Source organism: Halomonas sp. LMYGS-3, assembly GCF_059509875.1.
Genome location: NZ_JCAKFQ010000007.1, coordinates 73386 through 88129, shown reverse-complemented (window position 1 = coordinate 88129; position 14744 = coordinate 73386). Strand labels below are relative to the sequence as shown.

General features: G+C 68.5%; 12 protein-coding genes. 6 read left to right on the top strand and 6 right to left on the bottom strand.

Annotation, left to right across the window (positions count from 1 at the left end; all coding sequences use genetic code 11):
- Window positions 1-45: 45 nt before the first annotated feature.
- From AC5W54_RS08785 to AC5W54_RS08760, 6 genes are all read left to right on the top strand, one after another.
- On the top strand, window positions 46-1332 hold the full coding sequence (locus AC5W54_RS08785; protein WP_495961698.1) for an ABC transporter substrate-binding protein: 1287 nt from the start codon (window positions 46-48) through the stop codon (window positions 1330-1332).
- 59 nt (window positions 1333-1391) lie between these two features.
- Window positions 1392-2540 carry a carbohydrate ABC transporter permease gene (locus tag AC5W54_RS08780; protein ID WP_495961697.1) on the top strand — a complete coding sequence of 383 codons (1149 nt, stop codon included), beginning with the start codon at window positions 1392-1394 and terminating at the stop codon, window positions 2538-2540.
- Between the two features lies 1 nt (window position 2541).
- Window positions 2542-3420, top strand: coding sequence for a carbohydrate ABC transporter permease (locus AC5W54_RS08775; protein ID WP_495961696.1), 879 nt, complete (start codon window positions 2542-2544; stop codon window positions 3418-3420).
- Between the two features lie 64 nt (window positions 3421-3484).
- Window positions 3485-4624, top strand: a complete 1140-nt coding sequence (locus AC5W54_RS08770; protein WP_495961695.1) for an ABC transporter ATP-binding protein — start codon at window positions 3485-3487, stop codon at window positions 4622-4624.
- A 126-nt stretch (window positions 4625-4750) separates the two neighbouring features.
- The gene (locus AC5W54_RS08765) at window positions 4751-6259 is read left to right on the top strand and encodes a glycoside hydrolase family 32 protein (protein WP_495961694.1); all 1509 of its coding nucleotides are present in this window, start codon (window positions 4751-4753) and stop codon (window positions 6257-6259) included.
- Between the two features lie 82 nt (window positions 6260-6341).
- Window positions 6342-7499 (top strand): carbohydrate porin, encoded by a 1158-nt coding sequence (locus AC5W54_RS08760; protein WP_495961693.1) that lies wholly within the window; start codon window positions 6342-6344, stop codon window positions 7497-7499.
- A 192-nt stretch (window positions 7500-7691) separates the two neighbouring features.
- Here AC5W54_RS08760 and AC5W54_RS08755 read toward each other — a convergent pair whose 3' ends face one another.
- The 6 genes from AC5W54_RS08755 to edd form a co-directional block, all read right to left on the bottom strand.
- The gene (locus tag AC5W54_RS08755; RefSeq protein ID WP_495961692.1) at window positions 7692-8681 is read right to left on the bottom strand and encodes a Gfo/Idh/MocA family protein; all 990 of its coding nucleotides are present in this window, start codon (window positions 8679-8681) and stop codon (window positions 7692-7694) included.
- A gap of 50 nt (window positions 8682-8731) precedes the next feature.
- Window positions 8732-9694, bottom strand: a complete 963-nt coding sequence (locus tag AC5W54_RS08750) for a carbohydrate kinase family protein (RefSeq protein ID WP_495961691.1) — start codon at window positions 9692-9694, stop codon at window positions 8732-8734.
- A 52-nt stretch (window positions 9695-9746) separates the two neighbouring features.
- Window positions 9747-10622 (bottom strand): aldo/keto reductase, encoded by an 876-nt coding sequence (locus AC5W54_RS08745; RefSeq protein ID WP_495961690.1) that lies wholly within the window; start codon window positions 10620-10622, stop codon window positions 9747-9749.
- Window positions 10619-11593: a D-hexose-6-phosphate mutarotase gene (locus tag AC5W54_RS08740; RefSeq protein WP_495961689.1), complete on the bottom strand. Its 975-nt coding sequence runs from the start codon at window positions 11591-11593 to the stop codon at window positions 10619-10621. The genes AC5W54_RS08745 and AC5W54_RS08740 overlap by 4 nt, the downstream gene beginning before the upstream one ends.
- A 30-nt stretch (window positions 11594-11623) precedes the next feature.
- The gene (glk, locus tag AC5W54_RS08735) at window positions 11624-12592 is read right to left on the bottom strand and encodes a glucokinase (RefSeq protein WP_495961688.1); all 969 of its coding nucleotides are present in this window, start codon (window positions 12590-12592) and stop codon (window positions 11624-11626) included.
- Window positions 12593-12792: 200 nt separating this feature from the next.
- Window positions 12793-14679 (bottom strand): phosphogluconate dehydratase, encoded by a 1887-nt coding sequence (edd, locus tag AC5W54_RS08730; protein WP_495961687.1) that lies wholly within the window; start codon window positions 14677-14679, stop codon window positions 12793-12795.
- Between the last annotated feature and the right edge of the window lie 65 nt (window positions 14680-14744).

Genomic DNA, 14744 nt, shown 5'->3' with positions numbered 1-14744 from the left:
CTACAACAACGATAACCCACCATCGACGAGAACAAGGTGAAACCGATGAACAATTCCGCACCCGCCTGGCTCACCGGCACGCAGTTGACAACGTTGTCTATTGGCTTGTCCCTGGTCGCCGCGATGGCCCATGCCGATCCCCAGCGTATCGAGTACTGGCGCGCCGAGGCGAGCCACACCGAGATCGCGGCCCAGCAGCAGGCCATCGATCGCTTCAACCAGGCCCAGTCCCAGTGGCGAGTGGAGATGAGCCGCCTGCCGTCCGGCTCCTATACCGAGGCGGTGACTGCCGCGGCCCTGGCCGGCGACCTGCCCTGCGTGCTCTATATTGACCAGCCGGTGGCCCCCAACTTCGCCTGGTCGGGTCTCCTGCGACCGCTGGGAGAGCTGGTGCCTGCCGAGACCCTGGAGCCCCTGCTGGAGACCGCCAAGGCCACCTATGACGGCGAGATCTACGCCGCCGGTCAGAACGAGGAGGTGCTGGTGCTCTATGGCCGGCGCTCGGTGCTCGAGGAGCACGGCATCCGTATCGCCACCCTCGACGCGCCCTGGAGCCCGGCGGAGTTCCTCGAGGCCCTGGAGGCCCTGAAGCAGAGCGGCGACTTCCTCTACCCGCTGGACGTCCAGGCCGGCTGGATCGGGGGCGAGTGGTACTCCTATGCCTTCGGTCCCTGGCTGCTGGGCTTCGGCGGCGACCAGGTCGATCGCGACGGCTACCTGGAAGCCGAGGGCGTGCTCAACGGAGACGAGGCACTGGCCTGGGGCGACTTCTTCCAGGGGCTCTTCGAAGAGGGCTACGTGGACAGTAATCCCAGCGACAACCGTGGCTTCGATCAGGGGCGGGTGGCGCTCAACTATGTGGGCAGCTGGGAGCTGCGCAACCACCTGGCGTCCTGGGGCGACGACCTGGTGGTGATGCCGGTGCCGGACTTCGGCCACGGGCCGCTGATCGGCGGGGGCTCCTGGCAGCTGGGCATCTCCACCCAGTGTAACGCCCCCGAGGGCGCCGCCGAGTTCGTCGACTTCCTGCTGCAGCCGGAGGAGATCGCCGAGACGGCGAAGGCCAGGATCACGGTGCCTTCCCATCCGGAGGCCGCGGCTCTCACCGAGGACTTTCGCGAGGGCGGCCGCTGGCGCTTCTTCTACGACTACTCCGCGGCCCATGCGCGGCTGCGTCCGGCGACACCGGGCTATCCGACCGTTTCCAGTGCCTTCGAGCGGGCGGCCCGCGACATCCGCGACGGTCGCGATGTCCTGACCGCGCTGGACGAGGCGGTGGACGCCATCGAGCGCGATATCGCCGATAACCGCGGCTACGGTTTCCAAGAGTAAACCAGAGGGTCGCCCCGGGGGTGCCTTACCGCCGGGGCCTATAGAGAGGAGGATGCGCGATGCAGTCGAGCATCAACGAGACGAGATCCGACGCGGCGCCGGCGGTGCCCGAGACCGGAACGGGCGCGCCGACCAGCTATCGGCGGGCCAAGCGCCGGGAACGCCGCTACGGCTATCTGCTGAGTTTTCCGGCGCTGCTGGGGCTCTTCATGTTCCTGGTGCTGCCCTTCCTGATGGCGGTGGGGCTGTCGTTCACCGACCAGCGGCTGCTCTCGCCCAATCAGACGGAATGGGTGGGCCTGCGCAACTACGATCGCCTGCTGAGCGTCAGCTGGGTGGTACAGGAGGCCGAGCGTGACGACCTGGGCGAGGTGGTGCGCGACGCCGAGGGCGAGGCGGAATTTCCGGCGCTGCGCACGGTGCTGCGCGGCGACCCGGCCTACCGCGAGTATCGGGAGTTCAGGAGCTGGCAGTGGGGCGACAAGCGCTATGTGCTGTTGGCCAAGGACCCGCGCTTCATCCAGTCGTTCCTCAACACCCTGCTGTTCGTGATGCTGGTGGTGCCCTTGCAGTGTGGCCTGGCCCTGGGGTTGGCGCTGCTGATCAACCGGCAGCTGCGCGGCATCAGCGTCTTCCGGGCGCTGTTCTTCTCGCCGGTGGTGACCTCCATCGTGGTGGTGTCGATCGTCTGGACCTTCCTCTACCACCGCGACGTCGGCGTGCTCAACCACTACCTGCAGGCGATGACCTTCGGCCTGGTGGGGCCCATCGACTGGCTGGGCGACCCCGACTGGGCGATGCCCTCCATCGTCATCATGTCGGCCTGGCAGGCCTGTGGGGTGCAGATGCTGATCTTCCTGGCGGGACTGCAGGGCATCTCCCAGGACCTCTACGAGGCGGCGGAGCTCGACGGCGCCGGGCGCTGGAGCCAGTTCTGGCACATCACCCTGCCGGGGCTGCGCAACACCCTGGTGTTCGTGATCCTCAGCACCACCGTGCAGGCCTTCGGGCTCTTCATCCAGGTGGACGTGATGACCGGCGGCGGGCCCCAGGGTTCCACCTCCACGGTGATGTTCCATGCCGTGGCCAAGGGCTTCCGCGAGCAGGACATCGCCTATGGCTCGGCCATCAGCGTGGTGTTCTTCCTGGTGATCCTGCTGATCGCCCTGCTGCAGAAGAAATTCTTCGACGCCCGGGAGGCGAAGTGACATGACCCCCAACAAGCGACTCAAGACCCTGGGGTGGTACCTGGTGCTGGCGGGCCTGGGCTACCTGTTCATGTTCCCGCTGCTGTTCATGATCGTCTCCTCCTTCAAGCCGGAGTCGGCGATCTTCTCCGACCTCTATTCGCTGCGGGCGATTCTGCCGGTGGGCGAACTGACCCTGGACAACTACCGCGGGGTCCTCGAGAAGAGCCGCATCGAGCACTACTTCCTCAACTCCCTGCTGATCACCGGCGGCACCGTCGTCATGGGGCTGTTCGTCAACAGCCTGCTGGCCTTCTCGCTGTCGCGGCTGACCTGGGGCGGCCAGAAGCTGATCCTCTCGGCGGTGATCGCGCTGATGATCATCCCCCTGGAGGCGGTGGTGGTGCCGATGCTGCTGCTGGTCTCCAAGCTGCCCACCCTGGGTTGGGAGGAGGGCATGCTGGTGCTGCGCGGCTCCTGGATGAACACCCTGCACGTGCAGATGCTGCCCTTCGTGGCCAATGCCTTCTTCATCTTCCTCTTCTACCAGTTCTTCCGCGACATCCCCAAGGACTTCGACGAGGCGGCCAAGCTGGACGGCGCCAGCCCCTTCCAGATCTATCGCCACATCATCGTGCCCATGTCGGGGCCGGTCTTCGCCACCGTGGCGATCCTCCACTTCATGGTGATGTGGAACCAGTACCTGTGGCCGATCATGGCGGTCCAGAGCGAGGCGGTGCGCCCGGTGATGCCGGGCATCCAGATCTTCTTCGGCCGCGAGACCGAGTGGGGCGAGATCCTCGCCTACGCCTCTTTCATCACCCTGCCGGTGCTGGTGGTGTTCATGATCTTCCAGAAGCGCTTCGTGCGCAGCCTGGCGGGCGCCGGCATCAAGGGCTGATTCGACCAGCCTCCCATTACGACAGCCGTAGGGTGAACGACCCTGCGGCAGCAGGAGAAACACGATGGCAGATCTACAACTCAAGCAAGTCGTCAAGCGCTTCGGCGAGGTGCAGACCATCCACGGCGTCGACCTGGACATCCGGCATGGCGAATTCGTGGTCTTCGTTGGCCCCTCGGGCTGCGGCAAGTCCACCCTGCTGCGGCTGATCGCCGGGCTGGAGGAGATCTGCGAGGGCGATATCCGCATCGGCGGCGAGAGCGTGGCCCATCTTCCCGCGGCCCAGCGCGGCGTGGCCATGGTCTTCCAGTCCTATGCGCTCTACCCGCATATGACGGTGCGCGAGAACATGGGCTTCGGGCTGCGCATGGCCAAGTTCGACAAGGCCGAGATCGACCGGCGCGTCGAGGAGGCCGCCGCCATCCTCAAGCTGGAGCCGTTGCTGGAGCGACGCCCCAAGGCGCTCTCCGGCGGTCAGCGCCAGCGGGTGGCGATCGGCCGCACCATCGTGCGCAATCCCAAGGTCTTCCTGTTCGACGAACCGCTCTCCAACCTGGACGCGGAGCTGCGCGTCCAGATGCGGGTGGAGATCGCCAAGCTCCACGCCTCCCTGGGCAACACCATGATCTACGTCACCCACGACCAGGTCGAGGCGATGACCATGGCCGACAAGATCGTGGTGCTGCGCGATGGTCGCATCGAGCAGGTGGGCAGCCCCCTGGAGCTTTACCTCAACCCGGTCAACGACTTCGTGGCCGGCTTCATCGGCTCGCCGCGCATGAACTTCTTCGACACCCGGGTGCGGGAGGTCGCCGAGGGTCGCTTGACCCTGGAACTGCCGGGCGGTGAGCACGCCGAGCTGGAGGCGGACACGGCCAGGGTGGCCCCCGGTGACGCCCTGCGCCTGGGTATCCGCCCCGAACATATCCGCGAGGACGATAGCGACGACATTGGCCTGGCCATCGAGGTGGAGGTGGTGGAGCACCTGGGCGGCAGCACCTTCGTCTATGGCCGTCATGCTGGAGGCGAGCCCCTGACCCTGCAGGTGGGTGGCCTCAGCGATATCCGGCCCGGCAGCGGGCGACGGGTCAGCTTCGCCCGCGGCTTCTGCCACCTGTTCGACGCCACCGGGCGCAGTATTGGCCCGCGCAAGCGCCCCGAGGAGCTCAAGGCCGCGGGCCAGGGCCTGGCCGCCAGCGCCTGAGTGCCGCGACGTCCCCCGTGGAGGCGGCGTGTGTGCCGGAATGACAACGTTGTTTTTCTGTCGCCGCGTCGCCTCCCTGGCGCCCGGTTGGGTGCCCCGATATCAATGCGTGACAAAGGATCGATCATGACCGCTGTGACTGCCGCCCCCCTGCAGGCCGTGCGCCCGACGCTGCACTTCACCCCGCCCCAGGGCTGGATGAACGACCCCAATGGCCTGGTCTACTTCGATGGCGAGTACCACCTCTTCTATCAGTACTATCCCCATGACCGGATCCACGGCCCCATGCACTGGGGCCATGCGGTCAGCCGCGACCTGTGCCACTGGGAGCACCTGCCACTGGCGCTGGCGCCTGACGAGCAGGGCACCTGCTTCTCGGGCAGTGCCATCGTCGATTGGCACGACGCCACTGGCCTGTTCGACGGCGAGCCGGGCCTGCTGGCCTTCTATACCGTGCATCGCGAAGCGGACGACGACCCCGCGGACTATGTCCAGGAGCAGTGCCTGGCCTATAGCCGCGACCGCGGGCGCAGCTGGCACAAGTATGCGGCCAATCCGATCATCGCCGCGCCGGGCTTCCCGGACTTCCGCGACCCCAAGGTCGTCTGGCATGCGCCCAGCCGGCGCTGGGTGATGGCGCTGGCCTGTGGCCAGACGATTCGCTTCTACCTCTCCGAGGACCTGCTGGACTGGCGCCTGGCCAGCGAGTTCGGCGCCGAGCAGGGACGCCATACCGATGGCCCCTGGGAGTGTCCCGATCTCTTTGAACTGCCCGTCGAGGGGGCCGCCCCCGGCGAACCAGCGAGCCGCTGGGTGCTGGTGGTGGGCGTGGGCGCCGGCGAGCAGGACGCCTTCGGCTCCTTCACCCAGTACTTCGTCGGCCATTTCGACGGCGAGCGCTTCCATAACGACCACCCGGCCGAGACCGTGTTGCTGATGGACGAGGGGCGCGACTTCTACGCCGTGCAGAGCTGGTCGGACATTCCGGCGGCGGACGGCCGGCGTCTGGCCATCGCCTGGCTCAACAACTGGCTCTACGCCAAACAGACCCCCGAGGCGGGCTGGCGCGGCGCCATGAGCTTCCCCCGCGAGCTCGGACTCACCGCTACCCCCGAAGGCGTGCGGCTGTGCCAGGCCTTCGCCCGGGAATGGCGGGCCCTGGCCGGGGCATCGGCGGACCCTGCCTTGCCCCCTGCCGAGCTGACGGCCGGGCATCACACCCTGGTGGCGGCCGGTGCCCGGCTGGCCCATGGCCGCCTCATGCTCGAGCTGGCGCCGGATGCCGTCATCGAACTGGACCTGCAGCAGGGCGACCACCAGACCCTTCGGCTGGCGCGGGACGGCGAGGGCGTGCGGGTCAGCCACCGTCGTGAGGGCGAGAACGGGGTGGCCGAGTTCGATAGCCATTTTCCCCATGATCAGCGGGTCGGGCGTCTGGCCGGCTCGCGGGTCGAGCTGGAATGGCTGGTGGATGACGGGTCGCTGGAGCTGCTGCTCGACGGAGGTCGACTCACCCTGACCCATCTCGGCTTCGCCGCCCCGGCAGGGCGGTCCGTCTCCTGCCGCGTCTTGGCGGGAGACTGTCGGCTGACGGAGTGGCGTTATGACGCCCTTCCGGAGGCTCGCCAAGGCTAGCGGCACAGCCTGCCGTGCCGCCGTCGGGCCCGCCCACGGGCCCATTCGATCGAAGCACTACCATAACTGCACAAGGACAATCATGAAGAATTCCACCTTCACGCTGCTCCCGCTTTCCGCTGCCCTGTCCCTCGGCATGGCGCTTCCGGCCATGGCTGGCATCACCCATGAGGGGGAGCGTGGCTCGCTCACCTTCGGTGGTGATGTCGAGCTGGATATCAATGCCCAGAACACCCATGCCGGCGAAGGTCCCATCTTCTTCGAGGACGATGTGGACCGCGGCGACGAGTACAACCAGACCGGGCGTGTGCTGCTCGATGTGAGCGGTGAGCGTGGCTCCCAGGCCCACTACGCCCGCTTCAAGGCCCAGCCGTTGCTGCAGACCAACGGCGCCCTCGGCCTCGACGATGCCTGGCTGGCGATCGGTCGACATGGTGGACCGGAGCTCAAGGTCGGCCGTTTCGAGGCCTACGACCTCTTCCCACTGGGGCAGGATGTCTTCGTGGGCTTCAGCGGTGACACCTCCGATGGCCTCTATCGGGACGGTCAGGGCTATCTCTATCAGGCCAAGGAGGGGCGTGGCCGCGGCGGAGACTCCGGCCAGGTCATGTTGAGCCAGCGGAGCGGTGACTTCTACGCCGAGCTTGCCACCCTGTTCGGCGATCGTCGTGACCTGTTCGATACCGCGACCTATCACGGCTACGCCATCGATCCGGAGGACAATGCCAAGAACTCCTTCGTCGTGCGGCCGGTGCTGGCCTGGACGCCGGGTCCCTGGACGCTGGCGGCCGGCCTCGAGACCAACCTGGTCAGCGATGCCGTGGTCGACGAGCGGGGCGCCGATATCAGCGACCGTACCGGCTACGGCGTCCGACTCTCCTATGACCAGGGCGACTGGATGGTGAATGCCAACCTGGCCTATCTGGATGCCCATGAGGAGGACAACCTGACGCTGGGGCTGAATGCTCTGTGGCAGGGGTTCGGGGTCGGCTATCTCCATGCGCGCAACGAGATCGACGATGTCAATCCGGAGGCCAATGGCGATGCCATCATCACCGTACCGGGGCGCTATACTGTCGACACCCTCTATACCTCCTACCACTTCGCCGATGTGCTGAACATCGAGGAGCTGAGCATCTATCTGGGCGCCTATTTCAGCCGCATCGATCACCGGGAGGTTGACAGCCTCGACAAGGCGGATCGCTACGGCGCCCGGTTGCGCTTCAAGTACCACTTCTGAGTTCAGGAGCTCTCCGGCACCGCTTCGGGCCGCGTCATGACGTAGCAAAGCAAGGGGCATGGCCACTGGCCATGCCCCCTTTTCGCCGGAGTGTCGCTGGGATCAGGCGGTGGCGCCCACCGCCACTGGGGCGGCGCCACGCTTGAGCGCTGGCGCCGCCCGGAGCGCCAGATGGCGAGGTAGGGAAAGGCTTCACAGGCGGATCGTGCGGTTCTCGCGCAGCGAGCGGCGGCAGGCCTCCAGCAGGCCGGCCTGGTCGATCAGTTCGTGGCGGGTATCGGGTGCGGGTCCCGTGCCCAGCGCCCAGGCGGAGAACGCCTCGATCTGAGCCGGGTACTGGTCGCCATGTACGAACTCGCGGCGCACTCGCCCCTGCTCGTCGGTGATCACCAGCTCGCCCACCCCACCCTGCTTGTCGGGGCGGAAGGCGGCGGGCAGCAGCAGGCTGCCATGGGTGCCGATCACCTCGTAGCGGTTGATGGGGGCCTGCTCGAAGCTGGCACCGAACTCGGCCAGCCGACCGTCGGCGAAGCGCAGGATGCCGCTGACGGTGGTATCCACGCCCAGCTCCTCGGGCACATGGCCAAGGATCGTCACCTCGCTCGGTGTGTCCAGCAGGCGGCGGATCACGTCGAGCACATAGCAGCCCACGTCGTGCAGGCAGCCGCCGCCCTGGTCGCGCTCCAGGCGGATATTGGCCGAGCTCAGGTCGAGCGGAAAGGAGAACTGCCCGCGCACCTGGCGTACCTCGCCGATCTCGCCATTTTCGAGGATCTCCCGCGCTCGGGCGTGCTGCGGGTGATGGCGGTACATGTAGCCCTCCATCAGGCAGACCCCGGCCTCGTCGCAGGCGGCCTGCATCGCCCGGGCTTCCCCACCGGTCAGGGCGGCTGGCTTCTCGCACAGCACATGCTTGCCGTGACGGGCCGCCTCGATCACCCAGCGGGCGTGCAGGGTGTTGGGCAGCGGCACGTAGACCGCGTCCACCTCGGGATCCGCCAGCAGTGCCCGGAATCCGTTGTGGGTGCGGGGAATGTCGAACTGGCCGGCCACCTCACCGGCACGGCCGCTCTCGCTGGCGATCGCCAGCAGGTGGGCGTTGGGGGCGTCGTGGATGGCAGGAATCATCGCCTTCCGGGCGATTCCCGCGGTGCTCAGGATGCCCCACTGGAGCTGGCGCATGGAGATCTCCTCGTCACGGTTCTGGGGGGCCGCTGGATCCTCCCTGTAGCCTAGCCCCTGAGCCGCACCAGGTCGTCGCGGGTCGGCAGGGCGGCATAGGCGCCGGGGCGGGTCACGGCATGGGCGCCGCAGCGGCAGGCGATCTCCACCGCCCGATGCAGGAAGGCCGTGTCCTGGTACCAGCCCCCATCGATACCGTGTTCGGCGAGCTCGGCGAGCAGCCCGCCGATGAAGGCGTCGCCGCCGGCCGTGGTGTCCACCGCCTGGACGCTTGGCGGCGTGACCCGGTCGTCGAGGTCGACGCCCTTCAGCGCCACCTCGCCGGGGCCCGCGGTGATCACCGCGAACTTCACGCCGGCGGCGAGGCGCTCGGCCAGCCAGGCATCTTCCGGATGGTCGGCGCGCAGGAAGTCGAGCTCGTCGTGGGAGAGCTTGACCAGGTCGGCGGTGTCGAGCAGGCGAGTGACCAGGGCGATGTCTGCCTCACCACTCTCCCAGAGGTTGTGGCGGAGGTTGGCGTCGACGCTGACCAGGCAGCCGGCGCGGCGGGCCATCTCGGCCATGGCCAGGGTGGTCTCGGCGATCGCCGGCTCGGTCAGGCTGTTGGTGCACAGGTGCAGGATGGCAGGTTCGGCGAAGACGCCGGCGGGCAGGTGCTCCAGGCGGTAGAGCAGGTCGGCGGCCGGCGGGCGGTAGAAGTCGAAGGTGCGCTCACCGTGGGCGTCGCGGGAGACGAAGGCCAGGGCGGTGCGTGCCGCCCGGGTGCGCACCACCCCGGAGGTGTCGACGCCGTGGGCGGCCAGTTCCCGGGCCAGAAAGTCGCCGAAGTGATCCTCGCCGAGCATGCCGAGGAAGCGGCTGGGCACGCCCAGACGGGCGCAGGCCACGGCCACGTTGGCCGGCGCCCCGCCGGCATAGGGGGTGAAAGTCTCGGTCTCGTCGGCGGCCTGGTCGCCCAACTGGCTGGAGAGCATGTCGACGAGCGCTTCGCCGAAGGCGATCACGGGGGTCATGGCAGTGTCCTCGTTGTTCGATTCGTTGTCGATGGTGTCGGGTCGGCCGCGCTCAGGCCACCTCCTGGCCACGGGCGGCCTCGAGCAGGGCATACCAGGCTGCCCGATCGAGGGTCAGGGCGGCATCCTCGGCGAGGGCCGCAATGCGTTCGGCGCGCAGGCTGCCGATCACCGGTACCGGCCGGCCGGGCAGGGCGCGCAGCCAGGCCAGCGCCAGGCCGGCAGGCGTCACGCCGAGCTCGTCGGCGAGTTGCAGCAAGAGGGGGCGGGCCGGTCCCTTCAGCACCCGGCCGCCGCCCAGCGGCGACCAGGCCATGGGTGCCTGGCCGTCGGTCACCAGGGCGTCGAAGCTGCCGTCGAACAGCGGGGCGGGGTGGTCAAGAGAGAGCTGCAGCTGGTGAGATGCCAGCCGCCGGTGCATGGCACCCTGCAGCCGTCGCCACTGTTCCGGCAGGAAGTTCGAGACCCCGGCGGCGCCGATCTTGCCGGCGGCGATGGCGTCGTCCAGCACCCGCCCGGTGGCCTCGGCGTCCATCAGCGGGTCGGGGCGGTGGAGCAGGAAGTGGTCGAGCCGTTCCACCCCGAGCCGTGCCAGCGAGTCGTCGATGGCACGCGCCAGATAGGCCGGCGAGCTGTCGTAGTGCTTCACCCGGTGAGGGGACGCGTTGCGTTCCGGCGTGACGATGCTCGCCTTGGTGACGACGCGCACGCGCCTGGCCAGGCCGGGCCGGTGCCTGAGCGCTGCGCCGAACAGTGCCTCGCCCTGGCGGTCGCCGTAGATGTCGGCATGGTCGAACCAGGCGAGCCCCTCGTCGAGCCGCGCCTCGATCCAGTCGGCCAGCCGTGCCGGGTCATGCAGCGTCGGTTCCTCGTGCAGCCGCATCATGCCGAGCAGGAAGGGCGCCTCGAAGGCTGTCGCGTCGTTCATCGGGCGGCCTCTTGGCCGGCGTGGTCGAGCGACAGCGTGGTGCCCAGCAAGTGCTGGGCGCCGGGCACCAGCCACACCGGATCGAGGCGGGTATTGGCCGACTCCACGCACAGGAAGTGGCGGCCCGCCTCGGCGGGGGTGTCCGCCGGCAGGGCCTCGCCCGGGTGCCAGACCACCGCCGAGTCGCTGCCCTGGCGGGCGATACGCAGGCGGCGGCTGCCGTCGTCGAGCACCAGCTCGGCGTTGCTGTGATAGATGCGGTCGAGGGAGCCGCGCACGCCCAGTTCACCCTGCTGCTCGCGCTCGGCGAAGCCGGCCAGCTTGTCCAGGTAGCGGGCGCCGGCCAGCCCCTCCACTCGGCAGGCGTGGGCGTCGGCGACCGCCAGGTAGCTGTGCAGGGCGCCGCTCATCTTGATCGGGGTCTCGCCGACGTGCTCGGTGATCAGCTCCACGTGCAGCCGCTGGCCGTTGGCCTGGATCACCGCGCGGGGGGCCAGCTGGGTATGCAGGCGCTCGCGTGGCGAAAGGTGCAGCTCCACGCCACCCTCGTGCTCGTCCACGGCGTCCAGCCGCCACTCGGCCTTGCGCGCCGGGCCGTGCATCGGCCCGCTGCGGTCCGGGGACTCGTCGGCGGTGTGTTCGTCGGCGAACCAGGGCCAGCACAGCGGGATACCGCCGCGGATCGCCCCGGGCAGCGCCTGGGGGGTGGGCGTCACCCACAGCCAGCCGCCGGGCACCAGCGCCTCTTCTTGCTCGACCGGGCCGGGACCGCCAGTGTCAGCGCGTGTGCGCGTGGCTTCGGACGCGCTAGAGAGCGGCGCTGGTAAAAAGTGCAGGGGTTGCGCGCCCTGCAGCGATACCGCCAGTTCGCCCCAGGGCTCGTTGGCCAGCCACAGCTCGCGACCTTGCCATTCGGCGCGGCGCTGGCCGCGAGTCTCGTCGAGCAGCGCTCGCAGGCTTGCGGGAATCATGCGACCTCCTCGGTCAAGCAACCCCTCGGGTCACTCGACTTCTTCGTTGTGCAGGGCCTCGGCGGCACCCAGCAGGCCGGTCCAGGGGGCGGTCACCACCTGGACCGGCACGGCCGCCGTATAGGCGCTCATGCGACCCTTGTCGGTGAAGGCCTCGCGGAAGCGGCTCCGGGGCAGCCAGTCGAGCAGCCGCGGCAGGATGCCGCCGCACAGGTAGACCCCGCCGCGGGCGCCGAGCGTCAGGACGGCATCGCCGCAGACGTCGCCGAGGATCTTCAGAAACCGCAGCAGGGTATCACGGGCCACCGGGTCGCCACCCGAGGCACCCTCGGTGACCTCGGCGGGGGTCGTGTAATGCGGGTTGGCGCCCTTCAGCGAGCAGTGGGCCAGGTAGAGGTCGAGCAGTCCCTGGCCGCAGAGGATGCGCTCGACGCTGACCCGGCCGTAGCGGTTGCGGAAGTGCCTGAGCAGGTTCTGCTCGCGCTCGTCGGTGGGGGCGAAGGTGACATGGCCGCCCTCGGCGGGCAGCGGGATCCAGGCGTGGCGGCCGGGGAAGAGGCCGGACACGCCGAGCCCGGTACCGGGACCGATCACCAGCCGGGCGGTGTGGGGGAGCGCCTCGCCGGGCTGGACCTCCACCAGCTCGGCGTCGGCCACGTGCGGGACGCCCAGCGCCTGGGCGGTGAAGTCGTTGATCGCCTTGAACAGCGTCAGGCCGAGGGCCTGCTGTACCTCGCGGCGCGAGAAGGACCAGTGGTTGTTGGTCATCTTCACCCGGTCGCCGCGGACCGGGCAGGCGAAGGCCAGGCAGGCCTCGCGGGGGGCGTTTTCCCCCGTGGCGCCGACCCGGCTCAGGTAGTCGTTGACCGCTTCGACCAGCCCCGGGTAGTCGGCGCAGGGCAGGCTCAGGATGTCGTGGGGCTCGAAGGCGCCCGGGGTCACCAGGGCGAAGCGAGCATTGGTGCCGCCGATATCACCGATCAGCGCGGGTCGTGTCATCGTCAATGTTCCCTTCTGGCCGTCAGGGCTGTGGCAGTGGCTGAATCGCTCGAAGCTGTTCCGGCGACAGGTCTGCGAGGGGGCGCTGTAAACCCCTCCCTGGGCGCTACCGACGCCATCCCTGGCGTAGGACCCCCTCTTCGACCTGTCCCCGGTGCTTCTCGTCATTGCCACGGCGATAGCCCTGTTGTGGCAGTGGCTCAGGCGTCGTCTTCGTGGATCTGGCCCTCCTGGCGGGCCAGGTCGTCGGCCTCGAAACCGCCGAATACCCCAGCCCCTTCCTCGCCGCGCATGGCCAGGTGGCGGAAGCCGCCGAACAGCTCGCGGCCCAGGCCCACGTGGTAGTGGTCCAGCTCGCCGATGCGCAGCTCGCGCTCGGCCCACTCATGGGCGTCGACCTTGACCTCGAGGCTGCCCTTGTCGGCATCCAGGCGCACGATGTCGCCATCCTTGAGCTTGGCCAGCGGCCCGCCATCCAGCGCTTCGGGGCTGATGTGGATGGCCGCCGGCACCTTGCCCGAGGCGCCGGACATGCGGCCGTCGGTGACCAGCGCGACCTTGTAGCCGCGGTCCTGCAGCACGCCCAGGTAGGGCGTCAGCTTGTGCAGTTCCGGCATGCCGTTGGCCTTGGGGCCCTGGAAGCGCACCACGGCGATCACGTCGCGATCCAGCTCACCGGCCTCGAAGGCCGCCTTGAGCTCATTCTGGTCCTCGAAGATCTTGATCGGTGCCTCGACCAGGCGGTGCTCGGGTTTGACCGCCGAGACCTTGATCACCCCGCGGCCCAGGTTGCCGTTCAACACGGTGAGCCCGCCGGTGGGGGCGAAGGGCTCGGCCACCGGGCGCAGCACCTCGGTGTCGAGGCTCTCGGTGGGCCCTTCGTGCCACACCAGCTTGCCGTCCTCGAGGAAGGGCTCCTGGGTGTAGGCGGTCATGTCGGTGCCGAACACCGTGGGGATGTCGGCGTGAATCAGCCCGGCCCCGATCAGCTCGCGGATCAGCAGGCTCATGCCACCGGCGGCCTGGAAGTGGTTGATGTCCGCCTGGCCGTTGGGATAGACCTGCATCAGGCTCGGGGTCACCGCGGAGAGGTCGGTGAAGTCCTCCCAGGTGATGGTCAGGCCGGCGGCGGCGGCCATGGCCACCAGGTGCAGGGTGTGGTTGGTGGAGCCGCCGGAAGCGAGCAGGCCGACCACGGCGTTGACGATCGCCTTCTCGTCGATCTGCTTGTAGAAGGGGCGATAGTCGCCGCCCGGTTCGGTGTTGCGGATCGCCTGCTCGGTGGCGAAACGGGTCAGCGCCTCGCGCATCTCGGTGCCCGGGTTGACGAAGGAGGTGCCGGGCAGGTGCAGGCCCATCATCTCCATCATCAGCTGGTTGGAGTTGGCGGTGCCGTAGAAGGTGCAGGTGCCGGGACTGTGGTAGGAGGCGGACTCGGCCTCCAGCAGGTCCTCACGGCTCGCCTTGCCCTCGGCGAACAGCTGGCGGATGCGGGCCTTCTCCTTGTTGGGCAGGCCGCTGGGCATGGGCCCAGCGGGCACGAACATGGCCGGCAGGTGGCCGAAGCGCGCCGCGGCGATGAACAGCCCCGGGACGATCTTGTCGCACACGCCGAGATAGAGGGCGGCATCGAACATGTTGTGCGACAGCCCCACGGCGGTGGCCATGGCGATCACGTCGCGGGAGAACAGCGACAGCTCCATGCCCGGCTGGCCCTGGGTCACGCCGTCGCACATGGCCGGCACGCCGCCGGCGAACTGGGCGGTGGAGCCCATGGCGCGGGCGGCGTCCTTGATGATCGCGGGGAAGGTCTCCAGCGGCTGGTGGGCCGAGAGCATGTCGTTGTACGACGAGATGATGCCCAGATTGGCGGAGTTCATCAGCTTGAGCTGGTTCTTGTCCTCGGCGCCGCAGGCCGCGAAGCCGTGGGCGAGGTTGCCGCAGGAGAGCTCGCCGCGGTGCACGCCGCGACCGTGCTGGTCGGCCATGCGGCTCTCATAGAGGGCGCGGCGCTCGCTGGAGCGCTCGCGGATGCGCCGGGTGACGTCGGCGACGGTGGTGTTGAGGGCTGGGGTCGTGCTGGCCATGGGGCACCTCGGAATCGAGTGTCGGTTATTTAGTAAACTTACCAAAAAACAATCCGGCTTTTCGC